Genomic DNA, 16,787 nt, shown 5'->3' with positions numbered 1-16,787 from the left:
TGCAGCAATCCCGCCCACGGTTCCGGATATAGGCAGGGCGGGTACAGATTGCACGGGGATCAGCCATTTAACCCGCTTCAATCGGGGCACGCTTTCCTCTAGGCGGCTGTCATGACCGAGCCGACCAGCCTGACTCCAGCCACCGGACCCGCAAGCGAATCACCGCCATCGACGGGCGGGGCCGACGAAAGTGCCGCGCACGGCCACAATGCCAAGCCCGCGCGTTCGATGGGGCCATTATGGATGCTGATCGGCGCGGCAGGGCGCTATCCGGGGCACATGATCGGCGCGGCTTTGGCGCTTTTGACCACATCGGCGGCGACGCTTGCGATTCCGTCGGGCTTCAAGCTGGTAATCGACCGCGGCTTTGGCGAGGGGGAGATCACGCGCTGGTTCCAGTATCTGCTGATCCTCGTGCTGGTGCTGGCCATCGGCACCGCGTTCCGGTTCTTCCTCGTCTCGTGGCTGTCCGAACGCGTTGTCGCGGATCTGCGGCTGCGGGTTTACGACAATCTCGTCACCCTGCCTCCGTCGTTTTACGAAGAGAACAATCCGCGTGAAATCTCTTCACGCATGACGTCGGACACCGCGATTATCGAACAGGTGGTCGGCTCGACCATTTCGGTCGCGCTGCGCAACGCGCTGACGGCGATCGGCGGCACGATCTATATGTTCTTTCTCGCCCCGAAGCTGACCGTGTGGCTGCTGCTGGCGATTCCCGCCGTGGTCATCCCGCTGGTGCTCATGGGCCGCCGCGTACGCCTGTTGTCACGGTCGAGCCAGGACCGCATCGCCGATCTGGGCGCGATGGTCAGCGAAGTGCTGGGCGGCATCCGCATCGTGCAGGTCTTCAATCAGGAAAAGCGCGAGGCGCAACGGTTCGGCGGTGCGGTAGAGCGGTCGTTCGAAACCGCGAAAAAGCGCATCTTCATGCGCGCATTGCTGACGGCGCTGGCCATGGGGCTGGTGCTGGGTGCGCTGGTCGCGCTGATGTGGCGCGGCGCGCTGGACGTGCAGGCTGGGCATATCACCGGCGGCACGATTGCGGCTTTCGTCATTACGGCGGGCCTTGTCGGCGGCGCATTCGGCTCTTTGGCAGAGGTTTACGGCGATCTGCTGCGCGCGGCGGGCGCGGCGCAGCGGCTGGGCGAATTGCTGGCGACCCGGCCCGCCATTGCAGCCCCCGCCCGTCCGCAAGCGCTGCCCTTCCCGCCGCGCGGATCGGTCGCGTTCCAGAATGTCACCTTCCGCTATCCCACACGGCCCGACGACAAGGCACTCGACGATTTCTCGCTGACGGTAGAGCCGGGCGAGACCGTGGCCATCGTCGGCCCGTCGGGCGCAGGCAAATCGACTCTGTTTCAGCTGATCGCCCGTTTCTATGACCCGCAGGCGGGCAGCGTGCGGGTGGACGGGATCGACCTGACCCGCGCCGATCCCGAAGACATTCGCCACCGCCTTGCCCTTGTCCCGCAGGAAAGCGTGCTGTTCGCTGCGAGCGCGCGTGACAATCTGCGCTATGGCGCATGGGATTCAAGCGACGAGGCCATCTGGGAAGCCGCCCGCGCCGCCAATGCCGAACAGTTCCTGCGCGCTTTGCCCGACGGGCTGGACACGTTCATCGGCGAAGGCGGCGCGCGGCTTTCGGGCGGGCAGCGCCAGCGTGTCGCCATTGCCCGCGCCCTGCTGCGCGATGCCCCGCTGCTGCTGCTGGACGAAGCCACCAGCGCGCTTGACGCGCAGAGCGAGAGACTGGTGCAAGGCGCGCTGGAAACGCTGATGAAAGGGCGCACCACGCTGGTCATCGCGCACCGGCTGGCCACCGTGCGCGCGGCGGACCGGATCGTGGTGATGGAACACGGCGCCATCGTCGAACATGGCACCCATGCCCAGCTGGTCGAGCGTGGCGGCCTTTATGCCGGTCTGGCCGCATTGCAGTTCGAACAGGACGCGTAACGGCGGAACCAAATCCGGCAGCCCCTCGTTTCCTTGGCAAACGCAATCAAGAGGAATTCACGATGGGCATTATTATCATGATCATCGTCGGCGGCATCATCGGCTGGCTTGCCAGCATCGTCATGCGCACCGACGCACAGCAGGGTATCCTGCTGAATGTGGTCGTCGGCATCGCCGGCGCGCTTCTGGCCGGTCTGGTGGCCGGTGGGAACACCATTCTGAACGGCTTTAACCTGACGGCACTGCTGTTCTCGTTCCTGGGGGCAGTCGTCCTGCTGGCGATCGTCAACCTGTTCCGTCGCGGCACCGTCCGCTAACGGGCATAACAATTTTTCTGTCGGGGTGACGGAACCTTTCGCCATCCCGATTCATTGTCAGGTTCAACGGCCAAGGCCGCCAACCGACAAAATCCGAAACCTTTCAAGGGGACAGACCATGAAGAAGATCATTGCTATCGCCAGCACCGCCGCTCTTGGCCTTGCTCTCGCCGCCTGTGACAGCCCGGCAGAGAACGCCATGGAAGACCAGGCCGAAGCGATTGACGAGCAGGCTGAAGCCGAGGCCGATGCGATGGAAGATGCCGGCATGATCACCGACGAGCAGGCCGACGCCATCGAAGAGCAGGGCGAAGAAACGAAGGACGCGATGGAAGACGCGGCCGACGAAATGGACGCTGCTCCGCAATAAGAGCGCGCGTTTCGCACTTTCCAGCGGCGCCGGAGCGATCCGGCGCCGTTTTGCATTGGTTGCTCCGGCTTTCATGTCGTTATTGCGATGCCGCCGGAACAAAGCGGCTTGCGAATGCTTGATGGGCAGGAGCCTGCACGGTTCAGGCCGGTCCAGTTTCGGGAGAGTTCAGCATGAGCAGCAATGTCGCGGAAATCGCACGGGGCGAGCGCGAGATGGAAGAAGTCGTCGCGTCCCGCTATCGCTCGTTCCAGGCGACGTCGCCCGACAAGGCCGTCGATATCGTGCCGACCGACCCGATCGAGGCCGACCGTTTCGATGCCATGCGCGCCGATGGCGTGATTCGCGGGGCGGAAGGCGGCTTCTATCTGGATGAGGCCGCGCTGACGCGATTGCGCAAGGCGCGCAAGGGCTGGCTCTATGGCGGAGCGGGCGTGGCCGCCGTGCTGGGCGTGATTGCGGGTGTGGTACTGGGCCGAAGGGGCCGCTAATCGCCGCGCCCAATGCCCGAATGCGGCGCAGAGCTTGACTTGCGCCGCCAATTCCAGCAAAGGCCCCCACGCTTTGGCAAGGCCTGCCGGTGATTCCGACGGATTACCGCAACCGCACTGCCACGAGAATCGATTCTCAGACTTGAACCGGAACACCGCGCGGTAACGCCAATTGGTGCTGCCCGCATTAGGATATTTAGGAATACGCCATGGCGAAGCCCGCAACTGTCAAGATCCGGCTGGTCTCCACCGCCGATACCGGCTTCTTCTATGTGACCAAGAAGAACCCGCGCAACATGACCGAGAAGATGGTGCAGCGTAAGTACGACCCCGTCGTTCGCAAGCACGTCGAATTCAAGGAAGCCAAGATCAAGTGATCTTGCGCGCGGGCGGCCCTGTCGCCGGCCCGCGCTCCTGTCTTCGGGTATTTTTCGGGCCATTCGTTGCCGGAAAAATCGGACGGAATTCCGGAACCCGCCGGTTCACCACGGGTTCAATGGCGACACGTCATGACACCGGGATGATTTCCGCAATGTTTTCAAACGCTCGCCCCGGGCGCACGCTCGCCCTTGCTGCCGCTGCTTCGCTGGCCATGCCCGCCGCGCTGGCCTTTCCAGCAGCACCCGCCACCGCCAGCTCTGCCTCACAGGCACAGGACGATCTGGCCCGCGCCGTCGCAGCGCTTCGCGCCATCAAGACGATGAGCGCGGATTTCGTGCAGGTCGACCGCAACGGTCAGCAGCTGACCGGCAAGATGGTACTGAAGCGCCCCGGCAAGATCCGCTTCGAATATCAAAAGGACGTCCCCGTCCTGATCGTCTCCGACGGTTCGCGGCTGACCATGCTGGATTACGAAGTCCGGCAAAAGCAGGTCTGGCCAATCAGCAACAGTCCGCTGGGCGCCCTGCTTGACCCTGACAAGGATGTGATGCGCTATGGCAGGCTGATGCCGGTGCGCCATCCCGATCTGATCAGCGTGCAGGTCAAGGATCCCAAGCATCCCGAATACGGGACGATTACCCTGATCTTCAACAAGAACGCATCGGCCCCCGGCGGGCTGGAACTGGAAAGTTGGGTCTCGGTTGATTCCCAAAACAAGATCACCAAGATCTTTCTTGACAACCAGCGCTATGGAATCCCCGTCAGCGACGGCACTTTTGCATTCAAGGATGTCCGTCCGAGGCAGAAACGCTGACCATTAAGGCTCTTTAGGGCTAATTAACGGTCAATTGTGCGGGTATAGGGACGAACGGCCCTTTCCCTAACAGCTTCGTTCATCTAATCGACAGGCGTTCGGGCGTAGAAATTACCGAGCAAGATGCGAGGGAATCGGGTTTCCCCCCTGTTGCCCGTCCCAACAAACCGCATCTTGCCGAGCGTGACGAACGCGAATGGCAACCCCCGACCCAATGCCCCCGGGTCGGGGGTTTTGCATGTCCGGTTCCCTTGCATGACAACGGTGTCGGTCTTGTGACAATCACTCGCTCCATCGTGCCCAAACCTATCTCAGGGTAAGCGGTGCAACTGCACGATTGGACTTTGCTGGCGAAGGCCCTATGGCCCGCTGCATGGTCACCATCGCAACCTGGAACATCAATTCCGTCCGCCTCCGCCTCGATCAGGTCGAGCGTTTTCTGACAGAGCAGCAACCCGACGTGTTGTGCCTGCAGGAGATCAAGGTGGCCGAACATCTGTTCCCACATGCCGCCTTCGAACGCCTTGGCTATACCCACCGCGCGGTGCACGGGCAAAAGGGCTATCACGGTGTCGCCACCGTTTCGAAACTGCCTTTGGCCGAACTGACCCGGCACGACTGGCAGGACAATGGCGAGGCGCGGCATGTCGGCGTAGAGATCGGCGGCGCCGGCAAGGGGCTGCTGCTGGAGAATGTGTATATTCCGGCTGGCGGCGACGAGCCCGACCGCGAGATCAATCCCAAGTTCGGCCAGAAGCTCGACTTCCTTGAACGCATGGCGTTCTGGGCCGACACGGTGGACCGTCCCAGCCTGATCGTCGGCGATTTCAACGTCGCCCCGCTGGAACATGACGTGTGGAGCCACAAGGCACTGCTGAAAGTTGTCAGTCATACGCCCATAGAGGTCGAGGCGCTGGACCGTTTCAGGAATGCCCACGGCTGGGTCGACATCGGCCGCGAATATGTCGCGCCCGAGGAAAAGAGCTATAGCTGGTGGAGCTATCGCAACAAGGACTGGAAGGCGTCCAACCGCGGGCGGCGGCTGGATCACATGTGGGCCTCGCCCGATCTGGCGGCGCAGGCGCGCGATCATCGCGTGCTGCTGGATTGCCGCGATTGGGAGCGCCCGTCGGACCATATTCCGCTGATCACCAGCTTCGAGCTTTGATGCCGCGATGAGTGCTCCCTCTCCCTCTCGCCGGACGGCGCAGGCAGTGGATGCGCTGCGCCATGGCTGGCCGGTGCGGATCGCGGGCGGGGATGGCGCATTGCTGCTGATGCCTGCGGAAACGGGGCATGACGCGGGCGACACGGCGGCGGGGCGATTGCTGATCTCGGCCGCGCGGGCGGCGACTCTCAAGCTGATCAACCAGAAAGACGCCGCCGTTCCCGATGCGCCCGCGCTGATCCGCGCGGCAGAGCCCTTCACGCTGCAGGGTGCGCGCGAACTGGCCGATCCCTCGCGCGATCTGGCCAATCCGCTGTCGGGCCCGTTTCGCGCCGAGCCGCTTCAATCGGGCGAGGCCGCAAAGGCCGCCATGGCGCTGGCGCGCATCGCGGGCATATTGCCTGCCTTTCTGGTCGCGCCCGAGCCTGCGGGCGAAGCGGTGGAGCTGAGCGCCAGCGACATCGCCGCGTTCGAGGATCCGGCCCGCCTGACCGTGCAGGCCCGCGCCCATCTGCCCACCCATGCGGCCGAACAGGCGGAGATCGTCGCCTTTCGGGCGCCCGACGATCTGCGCGAACATGTAGCGCTGGTGATCGGCAGGCAGAACGCCGAACGCGTGCCACTGGTCCGGCTGCACAGCGAATGCCTGACGGGCGATGTGCTGGGCAGCCTGAAGTGCGATTGCGGCCCGCAATTGGATGCCGCGCTGGCCGCCATGGCAGAGGAATCGGCGCAAGGCGGCTGGGGCGTGCTGCTCTATCTGCGGCAGGAAGGGCGCGGGATTGGCCTGATCAACAAGCTGCGCGCCTATCGCCTGCAGGATCAGGGGTTCGACACGGTCGATGCCAATAACCGGCTGGGCCTGCCCACCGACGCGCGCGATTTTCCCGTGGCGGCGCGCATGCTGGACCTTTTGGGTGTGCGGCGGATCAGATTATTGACGAACAACCCGATGAAGGTCGACACGCTGGCCGCGCTGGGTGTCGAGGTGGCCGAACGCGTGCCCCATGCCTTGCCCGCGAACCCGCACAACGCCCGCTATCTCGACACCAAGCGCGACCGGACAGGGCATCTGCTGTAGGTGCTTCGATCAAAGCCTTGAGACGGCGGTGCATCAATCGATCCTCCCCATCTGCCAAGCCCCTAGCCCTGCAACGCCGCGTTGATCGCGCGTTCGGCGGGCGGCAATGCCAGTTCGGTATCGTCCGCGAATGCGAAGTCCACCGGCATGGCATTGGCCGCCAGCGCCAAGGACAGCGCCGCGCGCCTTTGTGCGACGGGCAGCGTGTCGAACGCCGCCCAGTCCCACAGACCGCCCTGGCCATCATGGAGCAGCCAGCCCAGATCGCGCGCACGTCTGGCTAAACCCTGCTCCGCCACGCGGTCGCGCCAGTCGGCCAGTCGGCAGAACACGAACGAGCCGCCACCTTTCCAGCCGGTGCGTTTCGAGATGCCGACATTGTCGCCCGCGACCACTTTCTTCATGCGTTCCAGCGTGATGGTGCCCGCGTAACCCATCTGCTCCACACCAATCCAGCGGCGGCCGAGCTTGTGCGCGGCGGCGGCGGTGCTGCCCGATCCGGCGAAGAAATCCAGCACGATATCGCCCGGATCGGTCGAGGCCTCGATAATGCGTTTCAGCAGTGCTTCGGACTTCTGGCCCTTCACATCGGGTGTGCCCAGCAGTTTCGACACGCTTTCGCCCGCATAGGATGTGATGGCGACCGAATTCAGCCGGTCGTAATTGCTGGCGTTCCACACATCCTCGACCGGATAGCGGGCGGGCAGGCCGATGGTTTGCGCGGCTTTCATCACGCGGCGCACGGCGGTTTTGGCCAGGCCCTCACCCTCCAGCAGCGATGACAGCTGCGCCGCCTCTGCCGGTTTGAAGCGCGGGGCGAAATCGTCGGGGCCCAGATAGGCCTTGTTGAACTTCATCCGCTGCGCGTCTTGGCTGTAGAACAGGATCGTGTCGTGATTGCGGATGAAATTTTGTGCCCGCGTCTTGAAGCCGGAAAGCCAGCCGATGCGCCAGATAATTTCGCGCTGGAAATTGGCCGGGCCGAACACTTCGTCCATCAGCACTTTCAGATAATGCGCCTCGTTGAAATCGATGTTCACATAGATGCTGCCGTCGGGTGCCAGCAGGTCGCGCGCGAACAGCAGGCGGGCGCGCATGAAGCCCAGCCAGTCGGCCCGCGTGAACCGGTCGTTATAGGCAAAGGACCCGCTGGCCGTGTTATAGGGCGGGTCGATATAGATCAGCGTAACCCTGCCGCGATAACGGTGGCGCAACGTGGCAAGGACTTGCAGGTTTTCGCCCTGAACCAGCAGATTGTCGTTCAGATCCAGATGCGTGCAGGGCTGCGGCATGTCGCCGCCGTCCCATCGGGCGAAATCCGTCAGCAGCTTGGGCGATAGCAGGCGGGCGACTTCCTGCGGCTCGCGCACAGGATCGCGGTAGAGGCGCGGGGCAGCCCGATCGTCGTGGCCAAGCCCCCCTTCAAGCCATTGGCCGCGCCCTTTCCATTCCAGCGACACATCCTGCCCGCGGCTGGCGGCAGGCTGCGGCAGGCCGGCCAGAAATGCCTGCGTTTCGTCCTGCCTGTCCGCCTGTTCCCGCATAGGGAAAAGGGGTGCCCATCGCGCCCTGCACGGTCAAGCGAGGGACAGCTTTTGACCCCCGCGCAACGCGAATGGCCAAAATTTTAACCATTCGCCGCCATATTCTCACCGGGTCCGCCAATCGGGCCGCAACCAGGAGAACCGTAATGATCACCGCAATGGCCATCGTCGGCACCGGCGTCAGCTTCGCCGCTTCGGTTTGGGCAACCCGCCAGATCGCAGCCCAGGATGCTGCGAAGGCAGCCGCCTGAGCCGATAACGGGCGCCGGACCCCGGTCTGGCGCCCCGCTAACCCTTACGAAGGCCCGTAACGGTCGGTCAGGTCCACCGTGCTGGCCTTACCCAGTTGCCGCCCCTTTTTGCGCAGCCATTCTTTGGCCGAGCGGCGACCCGCGCATTGCAAGGTGATCAGCATGCGCCACACCGGCAGCAGTTTCGATTCCGGATCCATCCCCGCCAATAAAGGCTGATCGTGAATCTCGTGAATGCGCAGCCGTTGCAGGCTGCCCAGCAGGCCATTCGTGGGCCGCAGGTGCAAAACCGCCTTTTGCATCAGGTCCAGCCCGCGCAATTCCTTGATCAGGGTCTGGTTGAAACCCAGCTCGGTAATGCGATTGGCGATCCCTGCGGGGCTGTGCGGCGTGGTGTCGCGCGTGATCGGGTTGATGGTGACCAGCAGCAGATCGTCGTTCGCGCTGTCCTGCACCAGCGGGATGATCGGCGGATTGGCACTGTAACCGCCGTCCCAGTAATCCGCGCCATTGATCCGGACCGGCGGAAACAGCAGCGGAAGGCAGGCCGAGGCAAGCAGCGCATCGGTCGACAGATCGGCATTGCGGAAAATATGCGCCCCGCCGGTGCGCGCATTGGTGGCCGATACGAAGACCAGCGGCGCGCCTTTCGATCTGATCGCGTCGAAATCGACGAATTCATCGATCAGACGGCGCAATATATCCTGCGCGGGACGGCCCAATTCGGGCGATGTGGGCAGCGATATGTCCTTGAACATCGCGGTCCACCATTCGCTCATTGCCTCAAAGGCAAAGGGGAATGCCTCGGCCATGGGGATCATCGGCCCCGCGTCACGGCCCGAACGGTTCAGCGCCTTCCAGAACGCCCACAGCCGTCGTCCGGCTTCTTCCGGACCGCCGATGGCCAGCCCCGACGCCAGCACCGCGGCATTCAGCGCGCCCGCACTGGCCCCGCTGACCGCGCCGATGCGGATATTCTTTTGTTCCAGCAGGAAATCGAGCACGCCCCATGTAAACGCGCCATGCGCCCCGCCGCCCTGAAGCGCCACGTCGAGATGATGGACCGTGTGGGGCATATGCGGCTCCGTTTATGCTGCACTGCAACATAGGCTTGCAAGGTGCCGGTTGCAATGGCAGCCGCGCTGTCAGGCGACGATCGCCTGCAATATCGCCAGCGTGCCCTGCCCCGCGTCAAGGCGCACTTGCGCGCCCGACGGCAGGCTCAGCTGGTTCGCCACATGGCCGATATTGGCCCCGATGCACACCGGCACGCCCAGCGCACCCAGATGGTGGCGCATCACATCGGCCACGCTGACGCTGTCGGCGGTGCGCGCGGCGCAATTGGTGCACTGCCCGAATATCACGCCCGCCACCTCTGCCAGCATGCCCGAAAGCGCAAGCTGGCTCATCATCCGGTCGATGCGATAGGGGGCCTCGCCCACATCCTCCAGAAACAGTACCGCGCCGCGCATGTCGGGCATCCATGGCGTGCCAATCAGCGCCGACAGGACCGACAGATTGCCGCCCAGCAGCCGCCCCTGTGCCACCCCGTCCGACAGCACTGCGAACTCGGGGTGCGGCCAGCCGCCATGTCGCCGCAAATCCAGCACGGGGGCCGAACCGGCAAAGGCCAACCACCACAGGCTGTTCCAGCTATCCGCAGGCCAGCGACCGCCCGCATTGGGGGCATGCAGCGTGGGAAAACCGGCGCGCGCGGCAAAGGCCAGATGCAGGCCGGTGATGTCGGAAAAGCCGATCAGCAGTTTCGGATCGGCCCGCACCGCGTTCCAGTCGATCAGCGGCAGGATACGCGCACTGCCCCAGCCGCCGCGCACCGCGAACAGGGCGCGCACGTCGGGATCGGCGATCATCGCATTGATGTCGGATGCGCGTTCATCGTCGGTGCCCGCCAGATAGCCTTCGACCGCGCCGACATGAGGCGCCAGTTTCGGGCGCAGCCCCATGGCGCGGACCATATCGGCCACCTCGGCAATTTGCGACGGGTCCTCCAGCGGGCTGGCCGGTTCGACCAGCGCGACAATATCGCCCGTGCGCAAGCGCGGAGGCAGGCGTGTCGCCAGGCGGGCCGGTTTCGCAAGAGCCGGGAAACCGCCGCCCAGCGCCATTCCCGCCGCTGCCCCCAAGATCGTCCGCCTGCTTGCCATCATCGCGCCATAGCACGCCGCGCCCGCAGCGCCAGATGGCCGCCATGCCTGCCGCAAGGGCCCGTCACTTGATCTGCAATTCCAGCCGCGCAAAATCCTCATGCGCCGAAACGGCCAGATCGGTGTTTGTGAACACGCGTTCGGGCGCGACCGTGCCGTCGGCCAGCAACGCATCGCGCACCGCGCGGGCACGGGCCATGCCCAACTCGTCCAGTTCGGCGTCGGTCGGCATGAAGGACGGGCGCAATTCCTCTCTCATCCAGTCGGTTTCCAGATATTTGCGCGCATTGCCGCCATCCAGCTCCCCCGCATCCTCGCCCGAACCGTCGACTGGCGCGGGGATGCTGCCGTCTTTCAGGCCGGTTTCGAAATCGGGCGGCTCCGGCTTGGTGCCGGTGCGGTCCTTGTAGATCTTTTTCATCCGGTCATAGCGCTTGTCGACCGACAGGCTGGCAAGATCGGGCACCTCGCCATCCTCGATCTCTTTGGCCAGCATCAGCGCATCGATCCGCTCGTCCGCGATGGCGACCGCATCCTCGCGAATGCCGGGGCCTGCGGGGATATCAAGCTGCAGTTCCTCGCGGTCCGCCATGGCTTTCGACAGGGCGGCAATCGCCTCTCCCGAAGCGGCGGGCAGTTCGGCGTTGCCGGGCGCGAAATCGACGACTTTCGCATCCTCTGCCCCTGCGAACAGCGAACCCAGCAGACGGAAGGGCGCGGTGATCGCCTTTTCGATCAAATTGCCCACGATCTGCCAGATGATCGGCCCGACGCGGAAGGTCGGGTCGTCCAGCGTGCCCTTTACCGGCACGTCCAGCTTGATCACCCCGTCCTTGTCTTTCAGCAGCGACGCGGCAAGCCGCACGGGGAACGGGGCCTTTTCCTGGCTTTCGGTCGGATCGCCCCATTTCAGCTGATCGATGATAACCAGATGTTCGGCCTGCAAGGCACGGTTTTCGATATGATAGGTGAAATCCGCCGTCAGCTTGCCACGCGCAATGGCATAGCCGGCATAGCGACCCGAATAGGGATTGAAGACAGGCAGTTCGATATTGCGGAACACCACGTTCATGTCTGTTTGCCGGTCATAGCCGAACACATCCATCGTCCCCGCAATTGTCGCGGGCGAGAACCGGTCGACGACGAAACCTTCCAGATCCACTTGCGTCAGCTGGCCCGGACTGGTGGTGATATTGGTGAGCAAGCCGGAGAGCGACTGGATCTGTGCCTGAAAATTGGGCTCGATCGCATAGTCCGCAAATCCCACCGTGCCGTTGCGCACGTCCAGCCGCCTAAGGGTGATATCCATATCGGGCATGGCCGATGCGCCGCCTGCCCTCACCGGCGCGGGTGTCGATGCGGGCACAGGCGCGGACGTAAAACCTGCCACTTGCGGCATGATTTGCCCGTCGACCACACGGTAATTCTCGCCCGTGGCACTGGATGCGGGCAATTCGACCAGCGATACGCCTTCGCCGGCCTGTTCGGGCTTTGCGATAGCGGGCGGCACGGCAATGGCAGGTTCCGCTTCGGCGATCGCGGCATCGCCAACGGTGGGGCCATCGGCGCCGGTCGGGGCAGGCGCGAATCCGGTAGCTCCGGTAAAGTTGTAGGTGCCGTCGGCCAGTATCTCGACCCGTCCCACAGGCTCGACCAGCAGGCCGTTGGCGATGGTCAGCCGTCCGGGCGCATAATCCATGCCGTTCAGCGCAAAGCTGCGCCATGCGACCAGCGACGCGCCCGATGCCGCATCGTTGACTGCCAGATTATCGACCCGCATCCTGCCGTTGAACCGCGCCTTGGTGGCATCGCCGCCCGCCACGCGGATCTTGCCCGCCGCGCCCATCAGCGCGCTGCGCACCTCCATCCCCTGCATCGCGGGCATATAGGGCCGCAGCTGATCGATCGAGAGGCCCGCCATCTGGAAATCGATATCGGCATCCAGCGTCGCGGGGGTCACATTGCCGCTGGCGCGAAAGGCGGTGCGCCCGTCAAGCTTGCCGTCGAGCTCGACCGAGGCTGCGCGCGCCATATCGCTGCCCAGATCGCGCGCCGCGATATTGACGGGTGCGACATTGAACCGCGCGACGGGAGAGACGGCGCGATCCTCGACCGCAAGGCGCGCATTTTCGACCCGTGCCTCGCCCAGTTCGACGGTCCAGCCTGCCGCGCCATTGTCATTTGCGGGTGCGGGTGCGGCTTGCGGTAATGATGCGGGCATCATCTTCATCAGGCTGATCGAGCCATCCGCCTCGCGCCGGACCGCCATGCTGGGTTCGGCAATCACAAGGCTGGCGATGGTCAGGCGCGATGCGGGCTGGTCGATGGCGATATCGGCCACGCGCAATTCGGGCACGGCGATGGCAGCATTATCCGCGCTTTCGCCCGGTCCCGCGACGCGCAGGTCCTTTACCGCGACCATCGGCACTTTCGCGGTCATCCCGCCATCCTGCCAGCGTATCCCACGCAAAGAGGTTTCCACGCTGGCCAGGCCGACCGCGCCGCTGAACATGCCGGGCCTGCCGCTGATTTCCATTCCCGACAGGCTGATTTCGGGCATATCGGCCCGCACGGCCATTGCCCCGTCGCGAAAGGCGAAATCGTAATTCAGGGCAAGGCTGGCGCTGCCTGCATCCAGACCCACCGGCAGATAATCGCCAAAGAACTTGGCGACGGTTTCCATCTGCAGATCGTCAAGCGTCAGCGCGCCTTTCGACGCGACGGGCGCCATGGACGCCGTGCCGCGCCATGCCAGCGCTTCTCCCCGCACGCTTTTGGCATCGAAGTTGAACTGGCCGCCGTCGCTGCTGTCGGTCTGGAAATCCAGCAGGGTAAAGCTGATCGGCTTCAGCGCCTTGGCAGGCCTGTCGGTCTTGCTGTGATCGGCAAAGTCCAGATGTCCGCGGTCGATGGTGAAACGGTCGATCCGCAGCGAGGGGAACGGTTCGTCCGGATCGGTTTCGGGCATCAGCTCTATCAGATTGAGCGTGCCGTCAGGATAAAGCACCGCATCGGCATAGGGTGCCTCGACCGTAAATTCCTTGAGGTGATAGGTGCCCGTGAACAGCGAGGACGCCTGCGCGTCGATGCGCAGATGGCTGGCCGCGACCATGGGCTTTGCCCCGTTCGCATTCGTCGGCCCGGCAATGGCGGCATCGGCAATATCGAGCGTTAGGGTAAAGGGGTCGAAGGCGACTTCGCCCATCGTCAGTGTCTTGCCCAGCTCCTCCTGCGTCCAGTCGGTCGCCATGCTGCGGACCATTTTCGGCACCAGATAATAGCCCGCCAGCGCATAGAGCCCCACCAGCGCCGCCACCGACGCCAGCGCGATGACCGACCTGCGCACCCAAGTTTTCATTCCCGCCGCCCCCGCCTGTTGCCCGTTCGCCGCAGATTAGGCCCGTCGATACCCCGACCGCAATCGGGCAAGTCCCTAGGGAAAAGGGGGTATTTGTCACTATGGCGCGCGGGCCGGATCGGGCGACGGCCCGCCACGCATGTCACAGTGGCAAAAGGCCGTTCCTGATCACGTCCTTCATCACGAGTGTCGACGTCAACTTTTGCACATTGGGCATGGTTGCCAGGCGATCGTCGTACAACCGCTGAAACGATCCCAGATCGGCGCAGACAATATGCAGCATATAGTCCGGATCTCCGAACAGGCGCTGTGCGGTGATGACTTCCGGAACGCGCAGCAATGCCTGTTCGAAAGACTCCAGCTCGTCATGCTGGCTGCTGCGCACGGTGGCAAACACGATAGCCGAAAAATTCAGCCCCAGTTTCGGTGCTGCGAGGCGCGCGTGATATCCCGCAATCAAACCGTTCTGTTCCAGCCGCCTTAACCTGCGATGGCATGGAGAGAGGCTGAGACCGACGCGGTCGGCCAGTTCGGTAATTGTCAGCCGCCCGTCGGCCTGAAGGGCCGAAAGAATCTTCCTGTCAAAGCTGTCCATCGAGAAACTTCTACCCAAAATGTCTGCCCAATGGAAGAAATTAGGCAGCACTTTGCCGGAGATCGACGATAATCCATTGCCCATCAATTGGTCAGGTGGCACGCAGGCATGAATATCGGTCTTCTTCTGTCGTTTTGGGTCGTTTCCTTGGCGCTGGCTGCCACGCCGGGGGCGGATTGGGCCTATGTGATCGCATCCGGATTAAAGGAGCGCGCGCTTGTCGCTGCGTTATCGGGGTTGATGCTGGGCTATGTCGCAATCACGATTTTGGTCGCGGCAGGCGTTGGTGCATTGGTGGCGCAGGCTCCATCCTTGATGGCAGCGTTGACGGCGTTGGGCGTGGGCTACCTGATATGGCTCGGCATTGGCATGCTACGGCACCCACCTGTTCCGGCCCCAGCGCAATCCGATGGCCGGACAGGCATGCAGCGGATCGCAACCGGATTTGGCATCAGCGGGCTGAATCCGAAAGCATTGTTACTGTTTCTTGCCTTATTACCCCAATTCACCAGCTTGGGCGCGGTCTTGCCAGTCGGCATGCAGCTTGGCGTTCTGGGCTTTGTCCATATCGTGAACTGCTGCGCGGTGTATGCCCTCGTCGGCCTCGGTTCGCGTGCCGTTCTTCGCAGCCGCCCGAACGCCGCACGTGTCTTCGGCCGGTGTTCGGGCGCAATCATGATCGTTCTGGCCATTGCACTTGCCGCCGACAAGATATGGTCTTGAGAAAGCCATACTTGACCGGCGGAAGAGCAGACTTGATGCCAGATCAGTCGATCCGTTCGAAATCGGGCAGCCTAAAGCTCTTGTCGAAGAACGGCTGTTCGGGTGCGTAGAGGCGGAAATAGACGAACCAGCCGTCCTGATCGACGGTCTTCATAAAATTGCATTCCATGCCTGCAGGCGGCTTCACGCCGACAAAGAGGTCGATGCTGCCATCGTCGTTGAACGCCAGCTGGTCGTCGCGGCTGTCAAGGCTGGTGCTGCGGATTTCGGTTCCGCCGTTTTCATAGGGGCGGCGCGTATTCTCGCTATAAAGCGTCAGCGACCAGAACTGCGCGACCGGCACATTCGCAGGAACATGCAGACGATAGGTGCGGTCGGCGCGCAGCATGTCGCCATTGCTGTCGCGTTTGGTGGTCATATAAACCTGGCCCGCGCCGGGCGTGGGGTTCACCATGCCTTCGGTGCTGCCGATCGCCTCGTAAAACCAGGTCGCGCGTTCATCCAGTTCCTGACGGGTCTCGGTTTCCTGCGGGATATGAAAGTCGAAACTCTTGTACCATTGCGTGCCGGTCCAATAGGGTTCGGTATAGCGCGGATTGACCTGCAGGTTGCGCGCCATCAGCTCGCCCATCGCGGCACCCTTGGTCAGGATCGCGGCCTGCCGCGCGTCTGGTTGAAACGGTTGCCCCGGTTCGATGCCCAGCGGGGCCAGCATCGCCATCCACGGCTTGTCGATGTCGCGCACGGGTTCGTCTTGCAGCACGCTGGCCAATGTTTTCCAGTAATCCAGACCGCGCGCCGCCGTACCGCTCCACGCCAGATCCTTGCCCTTGATGATGCCGACATCCTTCAGCGGCTGGCCCACCGGTCCCATCTTGTAGGCGGCACCGAATGCATCCAGCGCGCCCGCCGCCGTGTCGAGCAGGCGGATGCCGATGAAAATATTATTGGTCGCGCTTTGATAGACATAGGCGCCGTCACGTTCATATTGCGCCGGATCTTCGGACGGGCCGACCACGATATAGGTCGCGCCCTCGCCCTTGTCGGGGCCGGTCAGCCCCAGATCGAACACCGGACGTTGCCAGAAATCGAGGATGCCGCCTGCCGTCTGCCCTGCCGGATAGGCAATCTCGAGCGGCCCGTCCTTTAGCGAAGTGAAGTTCATGATATAGGGCGTAGTCAGATTGCCGGTAACGACGCCGATTTTTTCCTTCAGCGTTTCATAGACCACGAAATCCATGTCCGACGCGCCATAGACCGATGCCTGCTGGTCGCGCCATGTGGTCAGGCTCGTCATCGGCGTGCTCCAGATATAGGCCTGGGCGGCACGCTGGTAATCCATCTCGTCGAACAACCGCGCAGAGGCGTCGTCGTCGAAATAATTATGCGTCAGTTCGATGGCGCCGATGGGGGTTTCGATCGTCTCATTCCCCTGCAACCGTGCCTGTTCCAACGTGGTGGTCATGGACTCGTCCTCTCGTGCATGGGCATTGGTTCCGGCCGCGATCAGCAGGCATAAAATGGCCGTTGCCGTGACGGCGCGGCGCAGGCGGTTGTTCGATTGCATGGCGTC

Annotated in this window: 16 protein-coding genes; 10 read left to right on the top strand and 6 right to left on the bottom strand. The window is 63.3% G+C overall.

The window, feature by feature from the left end; all coding sequences use genetic code 11:
- The first annotated feature begins 111 nt into the window (after positions 1-111).
- The 8 genes from LOZ77_RS15220 (at position 112) to ribA (ending at position 6,578) form a co-directional block, all read left to right on the top strand.
- Complete coding sequence (locus LOZ77_RS15220) at positions 112-1,956, top strand: ABC transporter transmembrane domain-containing protein (protein ID WP_370638022.1); 1,845 nt, start codon at positions 112-114, stop codon at positions 1,954-1,956.
- A gap of 62 nt (positions 1,957-2,018) precedes the next feature.
- On the top strand, positions 2,019-2,273 hold the full coding sequence (locus tag LOZ77_RS15215) for a GlsB/YeaQ/YmgE family stress response membrane protein (protein ID WP_230279822.1): 255 nt from the start codon (positions 2,019-2,021) through the stop codon (positions 2,271-2,273).
- Positions 2,274-2,391: 118 nt separating this feature from the next.
- Positions 2,392-2,643, top strand: coding sequence for a hypothetical protein (locus LOZ77_RS15210; protein WP_230279821.1), 252 nt, complete (start codon positions 2,392-2,394; stop codon positions 2,641-2,643).
- A 173-nt stretch (positions 2,644-2,816) separates the two neighbouring features.
- Complete coding sequence (locus LOZ77_RS15205) at positions 2,817-3,134, top strand: hypothetical protein (protein WP_230279820.1); 318 nt, start codon at positions 2,817-2,819, stop codon at positions 3,132-3,134.
- A gap of 209 nt (positions 3,135-3,343) precedes the next feature.
- Positions 3,344-3,511: a 50S ribosomal protein L33 gene (gene rpmG / locus LOZ77_RS15200; RefSeq protein WP_066764720.1), complete on the top strand. Its 168-nt coding sequence runs from the start codon at positions 3,344-3,346 to the stop codon at positions 3,509-3,511.
- Between the two features lie 155 nt (positions 3,512-3,666).
- Entirely contained in the window at positions 3,667-4,329 is a 663-nt protein-coding gene (locus tag LOZ77_RS15195) for an outer-membrane lipoprotein carrier protein LolA (RefSeq protein WP_230279819.1), read from the top strand.
- 373 nt (positions 4,330-4,702) lie between these two features.
- Positions 4,703-5,497, top strand: a complete 795-nt coding sequence (gene xth, locus LOZ77_RS15190) for an exodeoxyribonuclease III (protein ID WP_230279818.1) — start codon at positions 4,703-4,705, stop codon at positions 5,495-5,497.
- Between the two features lie 7 nt (positions 5,498-5,504).
- On the top strand, positions 5,505-6,578 hold the full coding sequence (ribA, locus tag LOZ77_RS15185; protein WP_230279817.1) for a GTP cyclohydrolase II: 1,074 nt from the start codon (positions 5,505-5,507) through the stop codon (positions 6,576-6,578).
- 62 nt (positions 6,579-6,640) lie between these two features.
- Here the strand turns inward: ribA and LOZ77_RS15180 are convergent, their stop codons facing one another.
- Positions 6,641-8,122, bottom strand: coding sequence for a site-specific DNA-methyltransferase (locus tag LOZ77_RS15180; RefSeq protein WP_230279816.1), 1,482 nt, complete (start codon positions 8,120-8,122; stop codon positions 6,641-6,643).
- A 71-nt stretch (positions 8,123-8,193) separates the two neighbouring features.
- Between LOZ77_RS15180 and LOZ77_RS15175 the strand changes: the two genes are divergently transcribed.
- Positions 8,194-8,373 carry a hypothetical protein gene (locus LOZ77_RS15175; protein WP_230279815.1) on the top strand — a complete coding sequence of 60 codons (180 nt, stop codon included), beginning with the start codon at positions 8,194-8,196 and terminating at the stop codon, positions 8,371-8,373.
- 44 nt (positions 8,374-8,417) lie between these two features.
- On the opposite strand, the gene LOZ77_RS15170 is transcribed toward LOZ77_RS15175, so the two are convergent.
- The 4 genes from LOZ77_RS15170 to LOZ77_RS15155 form a co-directional block, all read right to left on the bottom strand.
- On the bottom strand, positions 8,418-9,449 hold the full coding sequence (locus tag LOZ77_RS15170) for a patatin-like phospholipase family protein (RefSeq protein WP_230279814.1): 1,032 nt from the start codon (positions 9,447-9,449) through the stop codon (positions 8,418-8,420).
- 69 nt (positions 9,450-9,518) lie between these two features.
- Entirely contained in the window at positions 9,519-10,595 is a 1,077-nt protein-coding gene (locus LOZ77_RS15165; protein WP_230279813.1) for an LD-carboxypeptidase, read from the bottom strand.
- 7 nt (positions 10,596-10,602) lie between these two features.
- On the bottom strand, positions 10,603-13,896 hold the full coding sequence (locus LOZ77_RS15160) for a DUF748 domain-containing protein (RefSeq protein ID WP_230279812.1): 3,294 nt from the start codon (positions 13,894-13,896) through the stop codon (positions 10,603-10,605).
- A gap of 142 nt (positions 13,897-14,038) precedes the next feature.
- Entirely contained in the window at positions 14,039-14,575 is a 537-nt protein-coding gene (locus LOZ77_RS15155) for an Lrp/AsnC family transcriptional regulator (protein ID WP_230279811.1), read from the bottom strand.
- 24 nt (positions 14,576-14,599) lie between these two features.
- Here LOZ77_RS15155 and LOZ77_RS15150 point away from each other — a divergent pair, with 24 nt between their 5' ends.
- On the top strand, positions 14,600-15,214 hold the full coding sequence (locus LOZ77_RS15150) for a LysE family translocator (protein ID WP_230279810.1): 615 nt from the start codon (positions 14,600-14,602) through the stop codon (positions 15,212-15,214).
- A 43-nt stretch (positions 15,215-15,257) separates the two neighbouring features.
- Here the strand turns inward: LOZ77_RS15150 and LOZ77_RS15145 are convergent, their stop codons facing one another.
- Positions 15,258-16,781, bottom strand: a complete 1,524-nt coding sequence (locus LOZ77_RS15145; protein WP_230279809.1) for a DUF1254 domain-containing protein — start codon at positions 16,779-16,781, stop codon at positions 15,258-15,260.
- Positions 16,782-16,787 lie beyond the last annotated feature (6 nt).

This window comes from Croceicoccus sp. Ery15, from assembly GCF_020985305.1.
GTDB lineage: Bacteria > Pseudomonadota > Alphaproteobacteria > Sphingomonadales > Sphingomonadaceae > Croceicoccus.
Note: the sequence above shows the minus strand (reverse complement) of the source record. Positions and strands in the feature narration are given on the sequence as shown.

What these genes read in the sequence shown, in the direction of transcription:
- LOZ77_RS15150 (WP_230279810.1), top strand. Translation starts at nt 14,600, where the DNA reads ATGAATATCGGTCTTCTTCTGTCGTTTTGGGTCGTTTCCTTGGCGCTG.
- LOZ77_RS15215 (WP_230279822.1), top strand. Translation starts at nt 2,019, where the DNA reads ATGGGCATTATTATCATGATCATCGTCGGCGGCATCATCGGCTGGCTT.
- LOZ77_RS15180 (WP_230279816.1), bottom strand. Translation starts at nt 8,122, where the DNA reads ATGCGGGAACAGGCGGACAGGCAGGACGAAACGCAGGCATTTCTGGCC.
- LOZ77_RS15205 (WP_230279820.1), top strand. Translation starts at nt 2,817, where the DNA reads ATGAGCAGCAATGTCGCGGAAATCGCACGGGGCGAGCGCGAGATGGAA.
- LOZ77_RS15210 (WP_230279821.1), top strand. Translation starts at nt 2,392, where the DNA reads ATGAAGAAGATCATTGCTATCGCCAGCACCGCCGCTCTTGGCCTTGCT.
- LOZ77_RS15145 (WP_230279809.1), bottom strand. Translation starts at nt 16,781, where the DNA reads ATGCAATCGAACAACCGCCTGCGCCGCGCCGTCACGGCAACGGCCATT.
- LOZ77_RS15175 (WP_230279815.1), top strand. Translation starts at nt 8,194, where the DNA reads ATGGCCAAAATTTTAACCATTCGCCGCCATATTCTCACCGGGTCCGCC.
- LOZ77_RS15160 (WP_230279812.1), bottom strand. Translation starts at nt 13,896, where the DNA reads ATGAAAACTTGGGTGCGCAGGTCGGTCATCGCGCTGGCGTCGGTGGCG.
- rpmG (WP_066764720.1), top strand. Translation starts at nt 3,344, where the DNA reads ATGGCGAAGCCCGCAACTGTCAAGATCCGGCTGGTCTCCACCGCCGAT.
- ribA (WP_230279817.1), top strand. Translation starts at nt 5,505, where the DNA reads ATGAGTGCTCCCTCTCCCTCTCGCCGGACGGCGCAGGCAGTGGATGCG.
- LOZ77_RS15155 (WP_230279811.1), bottom strand. Translation starts at nt 14,575, where the DNA reads ATGGGCAATGGATTATCGTCGATCTCCGGCAAAGTGCTGCCTAATTTC.
- xth (WP_230279818.1), top strand. Translation starts at nt 4,703, where the DNA reads ATGGTCACCATCGCAACCTGGAACATCAATTCCGTCCGCCTCCGCCTC.
- LOZ77_RS15195 (WP_230279819.1), top strand. Translation starts at nt 3,667, where the DNA reads ATGTTTTCAAACGCTCGCCCCGGGCGCACGCTCGCCCTTGCTGCCGCT.
- LOZ77_RS15170 (WP_230279814.1), bottom strand. Translation starts at nt 9,449, where the DNA reads ATGCCCCACACGGTCCATCATCTCGACGTGGCGCTTCAGGGCGGCGGG.
- LOZ77_RS15220 (WP_370638022.1), top strand. Translation starts at nt 112, where the DNA reads ATGACCGAGCCGACCAGCCTGACTCCAGCCACCGGACCCGCAAGCGAA.